Source organism: Streptomyces sp. NPDC048507, assembly GCF_043199995.1.
In the GTDB taxonomy this organism is placed as follows: domain Bacteria; phylum Actinomycetota; class Actinomycetes; order Streptomycetales; family Streptomycetaceae; genus Streptomyces.
Window position 1 is genome coordinate 570,017 of the sequence record NZ_JBICWZ010000004.1, and the last position, 14,172, is coordinate 584,188.

At 72.7% G+C, this 14,172-nt stretch carries 16 protein-coding genes; 14 read left to right on the top strand and 2 right to left on the bottom strand.

Annotation, left to right across the window (positions count from 1 at the left end):
* Positions 1-136 precede the first annotated feature (136 nt).
* The 4 genes from ACGFXC_RS15695 to ACGFXC_RS15710 all read left to right on the top strand — a co-directional run bounded on the left by ACGFXC_RS15695 (position 137) and on the right by ACGFXC_RS15710 (position 3,771).
* Positions 137-826 (top strand): ABC transporter permease, encoded by a 690-nt coding sequence (locus ACGFXC_RS15695; RefSeq protein ID WP_393713061.1) that lies wholly within the window; start codon positions 137-139, stop codon positions 824-826.
* 4 nt (positions 827-830) lie between these two features.
* Positions 831-1,499, top strand: a complete 669-nt coding sequence (locus ACGFXC_RS15700; protein ID WP_393713063.1) for an ABC transporter permease — start codon at positions 831-833, stop codon at positions 1,497-1,499.
* Positions 1,500-1,561: 62 nt separating this feature from the next.
* Positions 1,562-2,551, top strand: coding sequence for an ABC transporter substrate-binding protein (locus ACGFXC_RS15705; RefSeq protein WP_393713064.1), 990 nt, complete (start codon positions 1,562-1,564; stop codon positions 2,549-2,551).
* A gap of 98 nt (positions 2,552-2,649) precedes the next feature.
* Positions 2,650-3,771, top strand: a complete 1,122-nt coding sequence (locus tag ACGFXC_RS15710; RefSeq protein WP_393713066.1) for a hypothetical protein — start codon at positions 2,650-2,652, stop codon at positions 3,769-3,771.
* A 22-nt stretch (positions 3,772-3,793) separates the two neighbouring features.
* Here ACGFXC_RS15710 and ACGFXC_RS15715 read toward each other — a convergent pair whose 3' ends face one another.
* Both ACGFXC_RS15715 and ACGFXC_RS15720 read right to left on the bottom strand, forming a co-directional pair.
* Positions 3,794-4,009 carry a hypothetical protein gene (locus ACGFXC_RS15715; RefSeq protein ID WP_362864409.1) on the bottom strand — a complete coding sequence of 72 codons (216 nt, stop codon included), beginning with the start codon at positions 4,007-4,009 and terminating at the stop codon, positions 3,794-3,796.
* A 57-nt stretch (positions 4,010-4,066) separates the two neighbouring features.
* Positions 4,067-5,209, bottom strand: coding sequence for an NADH-quinone oxidoreductase subunit D (locus ACGFXC_RS15720; RefSeq protein ID WP_393713067.1), 1,143 nt, complete (start codon positions 5,207-5,209; stop codon positions 4,067-4,069).
* A gap of 31 nt (positions 5,210-5,240) precedes the next feature.
* Here ACGFXC_RS15720 and ACGFXC_RS15725 point away from each other — a divergent pair, with 31 nt between their 5' ends.
* The 10 genes from ACGFXC_RS15725 (at position 5,241) to eccD (ending at position 14,165) form a co-directional block, all read left to right on the top strand.
* Positions 5,241-5,732 (top strand): PH domain-containing protein, encoded by a 492-nt coding sequence (locus ACGFXC_RS15725; protein WP_393713069.1) that lies wholly within the window; start codon positions 5,241-5,243, stop codon positions 5,730-5,732.
* Positions 5,729-7,111: a PH domain-containing protein gene (locus ACGFXC_RS15730; RefSeq protein WP_393713071.1), complete on the top strand. Its 1,383-nt coding sequence runs from the start codon at positions 5,729-5,731 to the stop codon at positions 7,109-7,111. Before ACGFXC_RS15725 ends, ACGFXC_RS15730 begins: the two co-directional genes overlap by 4 nt.
* A gap of 109 nt (positions 7,112-7,220) precedes the next feature.
* Entirely contained in the window at positions 7,221-7,553 is a 333-nt protein-coding gene (locus ACGFXC_RS15735; protein ID WP_393713073.1) for a hypothetical protein, read from the top strand.
* A 20-nt stretch (positions 7,554-7,573) separates the two neighbouring features.
* A complete protein-coding gene (locus ACGFXC_RS15740; RefSeq protein ID WP_351815803.1) occupies positions 7,574-7,885 on the top strand; it encodes a pore-forming ESAT-6 family protein in 312 nt (103 codons plus the stop codon).
* Between the two features lie 67 nt (positions 7,886-7,952).
* A complete protein-coding gene (locus ACGFXC_RS15745) occupies positions 7,953-8,333 on the top strand; it encodes a DUF6507 family protein (RefSeq protein ID WP_393713075.1) in 381 nt (126 codons plus the stop codon).
* Positions 8,330-10,669 carry a hypothetical protein gene (locus tag ACGFXC_RS15750; RefSeq protein WP_393713077.1) on the top strand — a complete coding sequence of 780 codons (2,340 nt, stop codon included), beginning with the start codon at positions 8,330-8,332 and terminating at the stop codon, positions 10,667-10,669. The genes ACGFXC_RS15745 and ACGFXC_RS15750 overlap by 4 nt, the downstream gene beginning before the upstream one ends.
* Positions 10,670-10,710: 41 nt before the next feature.
* Positions 10,711-11,421 carry a hypothetical protein gene (locus ACGFXC_RS15755; RefSeq protein ID WP_393713078.1) on the top strand — a complete coding sequence of 237 codons (711 nt, stop codon included), beginning with the start codon at positions 10,711-10,713 and terminating at the stop codon, positions 11,419-11,421.
* A 36-nt stretch (positions 11,422-11,457) separates the two neighbouring features.
* Entirely contained in the window at positions 11,458-12,096 is a 639-nt protein-coding gene (locus ACGFXC_RS15760; RefSeq protein WP_393713080.1) for a hypothetical protein, read from the top strand.
* Positions 12,097-12,559: 463 nt separating this feature from the next.
* Positions 12,560-12,802: a hypothetical protein gene (locus ACGFXC_RS15765; protein ID WP_393713082.1), complete on the top strand. Its 243-nt coding sequence runs from the start codon at positions 12,560-12,562 to the stop codon at positions 12,800-12,802.
* 13 nt (positions 12,803-12,815) lie between these two features.
* Positions 12,816-14,165, top strand: a complete 1,350-nt coding sequence (gene eccD, locus ACGFXC_RS15770; RefSeq protein ID WP_393713084.1) for a type VII secretion integral membrane protein EccD — start codon at positions 12,816-12,818, stop codon at positions 14,163-14,165.
* Positions 14,166-14,172: the final 7 nt, after the last annotated feature.

Genomic DNA, 14,172 nt, shown 5'->3' on the forward strand with positions numbered 1-14,172 from the left:
TTGTAAAGGCTGTGTTGCCTCGGTGCGAAGGATTCCGGCCATTGTCGGCGGCGGGGGTTATGGTCGCTGGTGGCCGCGCATGCGGTCCTGCGGACGCACACGACCACGAGACGCACGGGTGACGGGGGTGAGGAGCATGGCCGGGCAGAGCTGCCTCGTGGCCAACGACTGGATCTGCTGGGACTACGTAAGCTCCCGCTCCCAGGAACTCACCGACGCCACCGTCCAGCACGTCTGGATCACCGTCGTCTCGGTGCTCATCGGCGTCGCCGTGTCCGTCCCCCTCGCCCTGCTGGCCCGCCGCGGCCGGCACTGGGCGGCCCCCGTGCTCGGCCTCACCACCCTCCTCTACACGATCCCCTCGCTCGCCATGTTCTCGCTGCTGCTGCCCTTCTTCGGGCTCTCCGCCGCGCTGGTGGTGACCGGGCTGGTGCTGTACTCGCTGACCATCCTGGTGCGCAACGTGCTCGCCGGGCTGGAAGCCGTCCCCGAGGAGGTACGGGAGGCCGCGCGCGGGATGGGCTACGGCCCGGGCCGGCTGCTGTGGCAGGTCGAACTGCCGCTGGCGCTGCCCGCACTGCTCGCCGGGGTGCGGATCGCGACCGTCTCGACGGTGGCGCTGACCACCGTCGGCTCCATCGTCGGCAAGGGCGGGCTGGGCAACCTCATCGCCCCGGCCGTCAACAGCTCCTTCAAGGCGCAGGTGCTCACCGCCTCCGTGCTGTGCGTGCTGCTCGCGCTCGTCGCCGACCTGCTGCTGCTCGGGGTGCAGCGCCTGCTGACGCCCTGGACCCGGGCCGGCGCCCGCACCGCGAAGGGGGCCTGAGGCCGTGGGCGTACTCGGACAGACCTGGGACTGGCTGGCCGACGGGGCCAACTGGTCCGGGGAGAGCGGCGTCTGGCACCGCCTCGGCGAACACGTCTACGTCAGCGGGATCGCGCTGGCCGTCGCCTGCGCCCTCGCGCTGCCCCTGGGGCTGTGGCTCGGGCACATCGGCAAGGGCGGCGCGCTCGCCGTCAACGTCTCCAACGTCGGCCGGGCCGTCCCGGTCTTCGCGGTGCTGGCCCTGTTCATGGTCTCGCCGCTGCGCAGCGCGGGCTACCTGCCGACGATCGTCGCGCTGGTGCTGTTCGCCGTGCCACCGCTGCTGACCAACGCCTACGTGGGCATGCGCGAGGTGGACCGTTCGGTGGTGGAGGCGGCCCGGGGCATGGGCATGTCCGGCCGCCAGCTGTTCCTGAAGGTGGAACTGCCGCTCGCGCGCGGCCTGGTGATGACCGGGCTGCGCTCGGGCGCCGTGCAGGTCATCGCCACCGCCACCATCGCGGCGATGGTCGGCCAGGGCGGCCTGGGCCGGATCATCACCGCCGGCTTCAACACGTACAACACCCCGCAGGTCGTCGCGGGAGCCCTGCTGGTCGCGCTGCTGGCCCTGGTGGTGGAGGGCGCGCTGGTGGCGGCGGAGCGGCTGCTGCCGAGCCGCCGGACGGCGCGCTGATCCGGTCCCCGGCGGCGCCCTGCGCGTTCTCCTTCCCCCTTCCCTTTCCCTTAGGAGCTTTGATGAGCAAGTCCACGCGCGTCCTCGGCGCGACCCTGGGCGCGGTGGCCCTGACCGTTTCGCTCAGCGCGTGCGGGGGCGACACCCTGGAGAAGACCAAGGACGGCGGATCCTCGGCCGACGCGTCGTCCTCCGGCGGGGGCGCCAAGGGCAAGTTGGTGGTCGGCTCGGCCGGATTCACCGAGTCCAACGTGCTGGCCGAGCTGTACGCCCAACTCCTCAAGGGGGCCGGCTACGACACCTCCATCACCACGGTCAACAACCGTGAGCTGTACGAGCCGTCGCTGGAGAAGGGCGAGATCGACGTCGTCCCGGAGTACGCGGCCACGCTCGCGGAGTTCCTCAACGCCAAGGTGAACGGCTCCGGCGCGCCGAAGGACAAGCCGGTCGCCTCCAGCGACGCGACGGCGACGGTGGCGGCGCTGGACAAGCTCGCCGCGCCGCTCGGCCTCAAGGCCCTTCCGGCGGGTGCGGCGGTCGACCAGAACGCCTTCGCGGTGAGCAAGGAGTTCGCCCGGAAGAACAACCTGAAGACGCTTTCCGATCTCGGCAGGTCGGGGCTGAAGGTGAAGATCGCGGCGGGCGACGAATGCTCCGTCCGGCCCTTCTGCGCCCCGGGGTTGGAGAAGACGTACGGAATCTCCGTCGAGGGCATCGACCCGAAGGGCGTCGGCACCCCGCAGGCCAAGCAGGCCGTCAAGGACGGGGTGGACCAGCTGGTGCTGACCACCACCACCGACGCCACGCTGGACGGCTTCGGTCTGGTCCTGCTGGAGGACGACAAGAAGCTCCAGAACGCCGACAACGTCCTGCCCGTGGTCAACGCCAAGGACGCCGGGGCCCCGGAGGTCGCGGCCGCCCTGGACAAGCTCACCAAGGTGCTCACCACGGCCGACCTGGTGGACCTCAACCGCAAGGTGGACGCCGAGCGCGCCAAGCCGGCGGACGTCGCGAAGGCCTATCTCGACTCCAAGGGCCTTCTCGCCAAGTAGCGGTTACCGGATTGATGGAGAATTGTGGGGTAACCGCCCGGCAAGAGATTGCCGGGCGGGTACCCCACGCGCCGTCCACGCACTGTAAATTTCAGGCCATGCCCCGTGGACGCCACCGCAATCCCGAGCCCCTGCACCGACTCCTCACGCCGACGGCCGTCGCCGGGGTTTGCGTCGCCAGCGCCGGCGCGGCCTGGCTGCTCGCGGAACCGCTCGCGCTGCGCCTGCTCGTGGCCCTGACCGCGGCCGCCGGCGTCGGCGGCGCCGTGCTCATGCGCTCCTGGGACCGGGCGGCCGGGCGCCGCGTCGCGGAGCTCGCGCGCGAGCGCGTCAAGGACGAGTGGAAGACGGACGAGCGGATAGCCGAGCTCGAATCCGACCTGGAGGAAGCGCGCGTCCTGCGCGTCAAGCTCGACACCAAGCTGCGTGCCAAGCGGGTCGAACTGGCGGGCCTGCGCGGCGAGCACGCCGCGCTGCTGCGCCGCTACGCGACCGCCGAGACCGAGCGGGCCAGTGCCCTGGAGAAGCGCCGCCTGCTGGCCGCGCAGGCCGCCGAGGCCCCGGCCGCGGCGGCGAAGGAACTGCCCGCCGTCTCGCAGGAGCGCACCGGCAGCGGTGCTCCCACCGCCGTCGGCTACGCCCGGGCCAACGCGGCGCTGGTCGCCCTGCTCCGCAAGGCGGAGGCGAACGCCGCCGGCACCGCCGGGCCGAAGGCGCTGCCCGCCGGGCCGCCCGCGCCGACGGGCGGCGGGGTCCCGGTCGCGGCGCCCGCGTCCGCCCCGGGAGCCGTGGTGGCGTCCGGAGCCGCTGTGGCCTCCGGGTCCGGGTCCGGGTCCGGGGCAACCACCCACGCCCGTACGCCCGGTGGCGCTCCCGCCACGGCAGCCGTCCCGGCGCGCCGGCCCGCCGCCGCGGTGGCCCCGTACGCCTCCCCGCGCCGCTCCGCCTCGCGCGTCGAGGGCGGCTTCGACTTCTTCGGCACCAAGACCACCGCGCAGGCCCGCGCCGCCATCGAGTCGGTGCAGAACGAGGACCTGGCCGACGTGGTCGGCGCCGAGGCCCTCGCCGTGCACAAGGCCGAGTCCACGGGCACCGCGTCCGGCCCGGAGTACAAGGCGGCCACGCCCGAGCAGCGCGCCCTGGGCCAGGTCATCGACCTGACCGCCCACGACGAGACCGAGCCGATCGACGTCGTCAGCCTGCGCACCGCCATCTCCTAGCGCGCACGCCGCGCAACGCGGTTCAGAACAGCGGCAGTTGGCCCGCGTGCGGGCCGAGCGTGAAGCCGTCCAGGGTCGGGGCCGAGGCGCCGAGGACCACCCGTGCGCGGGAGCCGGGGCAGGACACCAGGTCGCCGCGCCCGCGCCCGGTCGGGGGGTCGTGCCGGGCGATCCGGCCGGCCGTCACGGCGCAGTCGCGGCCGCAGGCGGGGCAGGCCCGCCGGGGGGAGTGGGACATGCCCCCAGTCTGCCCTGCCCCACCGACAGCGCGGCGCCCGGTCCGGCCGCGCTGCGGCTACTTGTCGATGTCGCCGACGACGAAGAAGAGCGAGCCCAGGATCGACACCATGTCCGCGACCAGCTGCCCCGGCAGCAGGACGGCGAGGGCCTGGATGTTGTTGAAGGAGGCGCTGCGCAGCTTCAGCCGGTACGGGGTCTTCTCGCCCTTCGAGACCAGGTAGTAGCCGTTGATGCCCAGCGGGTTCTCGGTCCAGGCGTACGTGCTGCCCTCGGGCGCCTTCAGTACCTTCGGCAGCCGCTGGTTGATCGGGCCGGGCGCCAGCTCGTCCATCCGGTCCAGGCAGGCCACGGCCAGGTCGAGGGCGTTGTGCGTCTGCTCCAGGAGGACCTCGAAGCGGGCCAGGCAGTCGCCGTCGGTGCGGGTGACCACCGTGAGGACGTCCTGGAGCTCCCCGTAGGCGAGGTACGGCTCGTCGCGGCGCAGGTCGAAGTCGACGCCGGAGGCGCGGGCGATCGGGCCGGAGACCCCGTACGCGTGCACCGCCTCGGCGGACAGGACGCCGACGCCGCGCGTGCGGCCGCGGAAGATCTCGTTGCCGTGGACCAGCCGGTCGTAGACGTCCATCCGGGTCCGGACGTCGGCGACGGCCGCGCGGGCCCGGCCGAGCCAGCCGGCGGGCAGGTCCTCCTTGAGGCCGCCGACGCGGTTGAACATGTAGTGCATGCGGCCGCCGGAGATCTCCTCCATGACGGCCTGGAGCTCCTCGCGCTCGCGGAACGCGTGGAAGATCGGGGTGATGCCGCCCAGTTCCAGGGGGTACGAACCGAGGAACATGAGGTGGTTGAGGACCCGGTTCAGCTCGGCGAGCAGCGTCCGCATCCACACCGCGCGCTCGGGCACCTCCATGCCGAGCATCCGCTCGACGGCCATGACCACGCCGAGCTCGTTGGAGAACGCGGACAGCCAGTCGTGGCGGTTGGCCAGCATCACGATCTGGCGGTAGTCGCGGGCCTCGAACAGCTTCTCCGCGCCGCGGTGCATGTAGCCGACCACCGGCTCGGCGCTGACGATGCGCTCGCCGTCCAGGACGAGGCGCAGGCGCAGCACGCCGTGCGTGGAAGGGTGCTGGGGTCCGATGTTGAGCACCATGTCGGTGCTCTCCGCCGCACCGCCGATGCCGACCGTGGTCTCCGTCATGGCCGCATTGTCTCAGCCCTAGGGTGGGGGAATGGGAACCGGGACGAAGCGTGAGACGGGCGAGCCCGCGTGGGTGGGGCTGCCGGGTGGGCTGCTCACGCTGCGGCGGCTGCTGCTGGTGGTGTGGACGGTGGCCCTGACCGTGGCGACCGGTGTGTCGCTGGGGCTGCTGGCCGGAGCGGGGTGGGCGGCGTTCGCGGCGGTGTGGCCCTGCGCGCTGGTCTGGGGGTGGGTGATGCTCGGGCGGAACTGGCGGTCCTGGCGGTACGCGGAGCGCGCCGACGACCTGCTGATCAGCCGGGGCGTGCTCTGGCGCAGGCAGACGGTCGTGCCGTACGGCCGCATGCAGCTGGTGGAGGTCACCTCCGGGCCGCTGGAGCGGCGCTTCGGGCTGGCCTCCGTACAGCTGCACACGGCCGCCGCGGCCTCGGACGCCAGGATCCCGGGGCTGGTCCCCGCGGAGGCGGAGCGGCTGCGCGACCGGCTGACGGAGCTCGGCGAGGCCCGATCGGCGGGCCTGTGACCGGCGGGGCCGTGCCGGGCGGGCCCGCGCCCGGCGAGGGCGGCGGGGGCGACCCCGTGGGCGGTCCCGGCCCCGCCGAGGCGCCCGGCGCCGGGGAGCGGCGGCTGCACGTGCTGACCCCGCTGCGGCGGGCGTGGGTGCCGATCGCGGCCACCGTGGGCCTGGCCCTCCAGCAGGGCGAGCGGGCCCAGGAGTGGGTCCGCTCCTACCCCGTCGGGCTGCGGCTGCTCGGGCTGGCCGCGCTGCTCCTCGTCTTCGGTGCCTACGGGCTGCTCAGCTGGTGGTTCACCCACTACTCCGTCACCGACACCGAGCTCCGCATCCGCACCGGCCTCCTCTTCCGCCGCACCGCCCACATCCGCCTCGACCGCCTCCAGGCGGTGGACGTCACCCGCCCGATGCTGGCCCGGGTGGCCGGGGTCGCGAAGCTCCGGCTCGACGTCATCGGCACCGAGGAGAAGGACGAGCTGGCCTTCCTCGGCGAGCGCGAGGCCGTCGCCCTGCGCGCGGAGCTGCTGGCCCGGGCCGCCGGCTTCGCCCCGGCCGAGGCGGCCGCCCTCGGAGAGGCCCCGCAGCGGGAGCTGCTGCGGGTGTCGGTGCCCGACCTGGTCGTCTCCCTGCTGCTCAGCCTCGGCGTGTGGGCCGCGCTGGCGGGCGGGCTGGCCGCCCCGGTGGTGGTGTGGTGGCTCAGCGACAGCCTCTGGGCGGCGCTGGCCGTCGTGCTCCCGCTGCTCGGCGCGGTGTGGACCGGCAGCCTGGGCCGTTTCCTCGCCGAGTACGACTGGACGGTCGCCGAGTCCCCCGACGGGCTGCGGCTGGACCACGGGCTGCTGGACCGGGCCCACGAGACCGTCCCGCCGGGGCGGGTGCAGACCGTACGGATCGTGGAGCCGCTGCTGTGGCGGCGGCGCGGCTGGGTCCGGGTGGAGCTGGCCGTGGCGGGCTCGAAGAACGGGGTGCTGGTCCCGGTGGCCACCCGGGCCGCCGCCCACGCCGTGATCGCCCGGGTGCTGCCGGGCGCGGACCTGGCGGCGCTGGCCTTCAGCCCGTCCCCGCGCGCGGGCTCGCGGTGGGTGGTGCCGGTGTGGTGGAGGGGCTACGGCCTGGCCGTCTCGGCGGAGCTGTTCGCCGCCCGGCGCGGGCTCCTGTGCCGGCGTACGGAGATCGTCCCGCACGCGAAGGTGCAGAGCGTGCGCCTGTCCCAGGGGCCCTGGGAGCGCGCCCGGGGCGTGGCCGACCTGCACGTGGACACCGGCGCGAACGGTACCGTCACCGCCCGGCTGCGGCCGGCCGCGGAGGCGCCCGCGCTGCTGGACGCCCAGGCGGTCCGCTCCCGTACCTCCCGGGCGGCGGCCCGGCCCGACCGCTGGATGACGTAATTCGGGACAGACGTGCAGACCTTGTGAAACCGTGTTTGTGTTCGCAACGTCCCTTGGGTAGACAGGTACGCGCATGCGAGTGACGGAACGACACGTCAGGGGTGGGTGAATGAAGTTCGACATGGGCAGCACGACGCTGTCCGAGCTGGGCAAGGCCACGAGCGGCTCCAGCGACGACCTCGGCACGCTGATCAAGCTGCTGGTCGCCGCGGCGGATCCGCTGGAGGGCAAGTTCAACGGAGCCGGACGGGCCGCGTTCGACTCGTTCAAGCGCCGCTCGGACGCGATCACGGCGGAGCTGAACGCTTCGCTGCGCGCGATCCTCGGCGGCCAGCAGGGCATGGACACCTCCTTTACCACCGGTGACCAGGAGCAGCAGGACAACGCCCACCAGAACCAGGGCTCCGCGAACTTCGACGCCGCGCGCTTCGGCGCGCGCTGATCCCGGGGGGATTGAGGGACATGGGACAGAACCTGGACCGCACGTCGTACGACGTCGCCGCCTCCGTGGAGGTGCAGGGCGGACTGGCCGGCATCATCGGCCAGTTGGAGCGGGTGCTCGGCGAGCGCGAGGCGGCGGTGAAGGCGGCGATGTCCGAATTCACCGCCGACGGGGTCTCGGACGAGTACCACGGCAAGGAACTGCGCTGGCACAAGGCGGCGAACGAGGTGCGCGACATCATCCGCCTCGTGCGCGGCACGCTGGAGCAGAACGACACCACCGCGCAGGCCACGCTGGCCAAGGCGAAGGCGGCGGTGGACGGCATCGGCTGACGGCATCGGCTGACGGCTCGCGCCGTAGGGGATCCGACGAGGGAAACGAAGGACACGGGGGCAGTTCATGAGCTGGGACATCAAGCCGTCCGGCGTGCAGGGCGTCGTCAACAAGACGATCACCGCGGCGGAAGGCTTCCAGAAGGCGGGCAACTCGCTGCAGACGGAGCTGCCGGAGGCGGCCAAGCACGCCGGCACGGTGACTCCGGGCGGCGGCACGGGCGGTGAAGGCGGGGGAATGGGTCCGATCGCCGGTGCGCTCGGCGAGCTCATGAACTCCCACAACTACCGGCTCGCGTACATCTCGGCGCGTACGGAGGCCTCGCTCAACGGCGCCATCAAGGCGACGACGGCGTACGTGCAGGGCAACCTGGAGCAGGCGGCGAACGCGCAGCGCGAAGCGCTGAAGGAGCCGAAGGTGGATCTCCCGGGGGCGGGGCAGAAGTGACCGATCACGTACCGATCAATCCGTGCACGATTCCGCAGTTCACGGGTGATCTGGACGCGTTGCAGCAGGATCACACGGCGATCACTGCGGCGGCGGGGACGTTCCGTGACGCGGGTTCGAACGTGGATTCCGAGTTCCAGGGGTTGTCGGCGTTCTATTCGGCGCCGGAGGCGGCGCAGTTGTTCGCGACGACGAAGCCGGTGAAGACGGACAGTGATTTCTTCGCGGATCAGCTGGAGTCGGCGGCGAAGGCGCTGGGTGAGTACATCACCGAAGCGCGGCCGATCGTGGCGCAGCTGAAGACGCTCCAGGCGAAGGCCACGACCTTCAACAACAAGATCAGTGGGGATGAGCACTGGAAGGACGACGGGGACAAGATCGATGAGAACAACGATCTGATCCACGACGTCAACGCGGCGGTCTCGGCGTTCTGGGCCGCGGAACGCACCTGCGCGAACAAGATCCGTGCTTTGTACTGCGGGGCTCCGTTGACGGCGGACGACGGTTCGCACGGGGCGAACATGTACGGGTACAAGGGCGAGGACCTGAACAAGGCGCAGGACCTGCCGTGGGGTTCGCAGCTGGAGGAGACCCACCGCTGGTACGAGGTGGGGCACTGGGTCAAGTCGTTCGTGTGGGACGGTCTGATCGTCGACGGGATCTGGGGCACGATCCGGGGCCTGGGCACGCTCGTCGGTGTGGACGGCTGGGACAAGGCCGGTCAGGCGTGGACGGGGCTGGCGAAGCTGGCGACGGGTCTGGCGATCATGTCGGTGCCGGGGATGAGCACGGCGTTCTGGATGGCGGACGACAAGGACCTGCCGGGGTGGATCCGGGATTCGCGGACGGCGGTGAAGGAGACCGGCAAGGCGCTGGTGGCGTGGGACGAGTGGGGCAAGAACCCGGCGCGGGCGGCGGGCGCGGTCACCTTCAACGTGCTGACGACGGTGTTCACCGGTGGTGCGGGGACGGCGGCGAAGGCGGGCGGTGTCGCGAAGGTCCTGTCGGTGGCGGGGAAGGCGGGCCGGCTGATCGACCCGATCACCTACATCGGCAAGGCCGGCTCCCTCGCGAAGATCAAGATCGGTGATCTGTTCGCGAACCTCGGCAAGGCCGACGGCGCGTTCCCCAAGCTCGACGACGTGATCTGGAAGGACCTCCCGAAGGCGGACGCCCCGGGAGTCACCTTCCCTCACCCCGAGGACACGGTCCGTCTCCCCGACGACGCGCTGGGCCGGCCACAGTACTTCGACAAGACCACGAACCAGCTCCTGGACCACCAGGGCGTCCCCAAGCAGGACCTGACCTCGGTCCCCAAGGGCTCCGACCACCCCCTGGCCGAAGTCCCCAAGCACGAACCCGTCCCGGTCGGCGTGGGCGCCCACACCGCGGACGTCACCGCCCACACCCCGGGCGGCACGGCGGGCCACACCCCCGGCGGCGTCGCGGAACACACCCCCGGCGGTGTCGCGGACAACACGGCCCACAACACCCACACCGAACCCGGCGGCACCGACCCCACCCACACCGGCGGCACCCACCACACCGACACCCCCACCACAGGCGGCGGCGGTCACGACGGACCGACCACGGGCGGCGGCGGCCACGACGGGCCGACCATCCCCCACCAGGGCGACGGCCCTGGCGGCGGTTCGCTCCCGGACGGTCCTGCCGGCGCCGCCGATGACGGGGTGCTCCCCGGCGGGTCCGAAGTCCGGCCGGACGGCGCGCGCTACATCGAAGAGCCCACCGTGGACCACGTACGGGCGGCGGAGTTCTACGACGGGGTCCGCGCCGACCCGGAATCCCTCGACATCTCGGCGATTTCCGACAACACCGGTATCAGCCCGCAGGTGCTGGACCGCGTACGCACCCACTTCTTCCTGAGCGAACACGTGGTGTCCGAGGCTCCCGGTGTCGCGCGGAACGGGTATTTCACGCCTCGGGCGGACATCGCGGAAATCTGGGAAGCCGCCGGTCAGCGGAGCCTCAGTCCCGAGGAAGCCACGAAGTTCGAGCGGTACATCGCGCACGAGTACGTCGAGAGCCATCTGATGGACGCCGGGCTGCCCTACGTCGTCGATTCCCCGCATCTGTGGGGGACTTACGAGAACGAGCTGGGGATCACGGAGCATTATCACGAATTCCCCCGGGATCCCCGCGACGCCGGTGCGCATGATCTTGCCCTGAACGAGAACAAGGGCAACTTCAACCACTGGCGAGCGGTAGGGTTCGACGTTCCGAAGATCGAGCTGGCCTCCGATCTGTCCAATATCGACGAGATGGTGGCGGCTCTCAAGGACGAGCTGCGCGCGAAGGGAATTGAACTCAAGTGACGGACCGGACGGCATCCTCTGCTCTGAACCGGCTCCGGGCCGTGGACTGGCCGGGCGACTGGGACTTCGCGTTCGACCGGGTCAAGTCGCGCCGGGTCCTGTTCCGCGAGTACATGCGGCGGGCTGCGGTGTGGGCCCAGGCGTACGCGGCCGAGGGTGCTTGGCCCTTCTTCGACGTCACCTCGTACGTGGATCCCGCGTTCCGGCTCGCCCCGGACGCCGAAGCCGGGCTCGCGGAGCTGCTGGTCCGGCTGCCCAACGTGGAGGTGAAGAACACCTGCTCGGGCGCGGTGCGCCTGGCGGAGCTCCGTGGTCAGAACCCGGACGCGTTCTCGGGTCTTCCCGACCTCTACGAGCCGCTGGTCCGCTTCTACGAGAGGGGCGGGGAGTTCGCCCGGGACGATGCCGGGTTCCTCGATCTGACGGGCATGCGGTTCCGGCCCGGCCCGCTGGCGGTCTACCTCACCACGGTGCCCGTCACGCTGCTCGACGACACGGTCCTCGACGCCCTCGACGCCGACGGGCGGGTCACGTACTACATGGCGGAGGACGGCCAGGGCCCCCTGCTGCGGCGGCGGGTGTTGCGGGACGGGCACACGGACGAGCTGTACGGCCGCGACCTGCGCTGGGAGCCGACGGACCTGATCCCCGGCTCCGAAGCGGAGGCCAAGGCGGCGGGCCTGGCCGAGCTCGACGAGCTCAAGGCGGCCGGCCTCATCGGGACGATCGTGGCCGCCGCTCCCGGCCGCTGATCTCCCGGCCACGCGGGCAACTCGGAGGGGGATCCGATGCTGATGCGGGCGCCGGAGGACAGCGGCTCGTGGTTCTGGGACCTGGACGAGGTGAGTGAGCCGGGGCTGGAGCCGGCGCTGGCGACGGCCGCGCGGATGACCGGCGTGTTGTCCGCGCACGGGCTGCTGGAACCGCACGCCCTGAAGTGGAGCTGGTTCGAGGTCGGCGAGGGCGGCCTGGGCATCGACAGCGTGCTGAGCCTCCTGCGGAGGTCCCTCACCGACCAGCAGACGGCGGACGACGTGCGCGCCTGCCGGCCGGTGGGGCACCCCGGTGCGGAGATGACGGGCTTCGTCGTCGCCGGCTCCGGTACGTGGTTCGACGCGGAGGGCGTCGGCCGCACGGAGGAGCGCCTGGTGGAGCTGCTGGTGTCGCCCGACTCCATCGGGCCGTCCGCGGAGCTGTCCGTGCACCACGACGTCTGGGGCACCTGCGACTTCCGCGGCACCCCGCACCCCGCCGTGTACGCACGCAACGCACCCCGCCTGGCAGCGGCGCTGCGGGAGCTGGACGCGCTGCTGGGCGTCGAGGCCGAGCCCGGGGAGCCCACGTACTTCGGCGTGTCCAAGGCCCACGGGCTCCGGGACGCGGAACTCGTCGACGGCCGGGGCCCGGACCTCACCGACCTCATGTAGTGCAGCCGGCGAGCGCCGGCGGCTGAGCGAGAAGAGTTGCCGATGATCACCTCCGAGCCCGTCGGGGAATGGTTCTGGGAGGCTCCGCCCCTGCGGGATCCGGCCGATGGCGGGTGCCTCAGGGTGCTGGGGCTGCTCCGCGAGGTCGGACACGTCCTGGGGTCCGAGGGCCTGGTGACGGGAGGGGGCACGGGGGCCGTCGTGCTGGTCGACCGGCGTGCCGTGGGCGCGCCGTTGTGCGAGCGGCGGGGCGTACCGGCGAGTGGACGGAGGCGGGCGAGCGGCGGCGCGCGGAGAAGCTGTTCACCCTGCGGGCGGACGCATGGGGCGAAGGAGGACCTGAGGTGGCGGACCCGAAGCGATGGACCGGAGGGCATTGCCGGCCCGAGCCGGGCCGGTGGTTTCGGTGGGGGGAGGGGGCGTATTAGCGTCGGGGGCGACGACAGGGAGAGGGGAGGCCGGGATGTCGGCTGAGGACTACGACAGTCAGTTGCTGGAGTCGGTCGCCGTGCGGCGGCGGCGGATGCGCGACGCCGTGCTGTTCGGGGCGCAGCGCGGGCGGCGGGTGGCCGACGAGCGGATCGGGAAGGCCGTCGCCGGGCTGGTCATCGCGGCCGTGCTGTGCGCGGGCTGCGTCGGCTGGTCGTTCATCTCGCACCGGCTCATCGGCAAGGTCGCCGCCCCGGGTCAGGTCAGCACTCGGTGATAGGTTCGGGCGCGTGGTGAGCATGGGGGCGGGAAGCGGGACGGTACTGAGCCGGGTCACCCTGGTGGGTGAGCGGCGGCGGATGGACCTCGTACTGCCCTCCCGGGAGCCTGTCGGGCGGCTTTTGCCCGACGTCATACGGATGCTGGACGACCGGGTCGCCGCGCAGCCGATGCTGCGGCATCTGGTCACCGGTGACGGGTCGGTCATCGAACACGACACCTGTCTGGCGGACGCCGGCGTCGCCGACGGCGCGGTGCTGCGGCTCGTGCGGGTGCAGGACGTGCCGTCCGCGCCCGTCGTGCACGACGTGACGGACGAAGCCGCCGAAGACCTGGACGTACGCGCCTGGCGCTGGCGGCCGTCCGCGCGGCGGGTCACCGCCGGGGCCGGACTGGTCGGGTGGGCGCTGCTCGCCGGGTGGTTCGCCCGGCGGGAGTTCGCGCCGGGCGCCGTCGCCGGGGCGTTGCTCGCGGCCGCCGCCTTCTGCGGGGTCCTCGGGGCTCTCGCCGGGCGGCTGAAGCGGTCCGGGCTCGCCGCGGCGCTGCTGGCGAGCACCGGTGCCGTCGGGGTGCTCGGGGCGTGGACCCTGGGCGACGCGCAGCACTGGGGCCCGATGGGACGGCTCGCCGCCGTGGCGGGCGCGCTCGCGGTGGCGCTGGCCCTGCTGGGCTGGTTCACGCCGCTCGGGCGGGGCGGATTCGTCGGGGCCGCCGCAGTGGCGGCGCTGACCGGGGGCTGGGAGGCCGTCGCCGTCGCACAGGACGGCTCGGGGGCCCGTACCGGCGCCGTTCTGGCCGTCGCCTCGGTGGTGCTGCTCGGGGTGCTGCCGCGGCTCGCGCTGGCCGCGGCCGGACTGACCGGGCTGGACGACCAGCGGGCGCGCGGGGCTTCGGTCAGCCGGTACAAGGTCGCGACCGCCCTCGGCGCCACCCACCGGGGCATGGTGCTGGCCACCCTCGCCACCGCCGTCTCGGCGGGCGCGGCCGGGGTGCTCGCGCTGCGGGAGCCGGACGTCTGGACGGTGTCGCTGGCCGTGGCCGTCGCCGCCGTACTGTGGCTGCGCGCGCGGGCGTTCCCGCTCGTCGCGGAGGTCGTCGCGCTGCTGCTGGCCGGGGCCGCCGTCACCGTCGCCGCGCTGCTGGTGTGGGCGGACCGGGCCGGGTCGGCCGGGCCGCTGGCGGCGCTGCTGGCGCTGGCGCTGGCGGCGCTCGGGGTGCTGGCCGTACAGCCGCCCGAGCACGTACGGGTCCGGCTGCGGCGATTCGGGGACACCGCCGAGTCGATCGGCGTCATCGTGCTGTTCCCGCTGCTCATCGGGGTGTTCGGCGTGTACGGGCGGCTGCTCGGCACCTTCGCGTAAGGGTTGC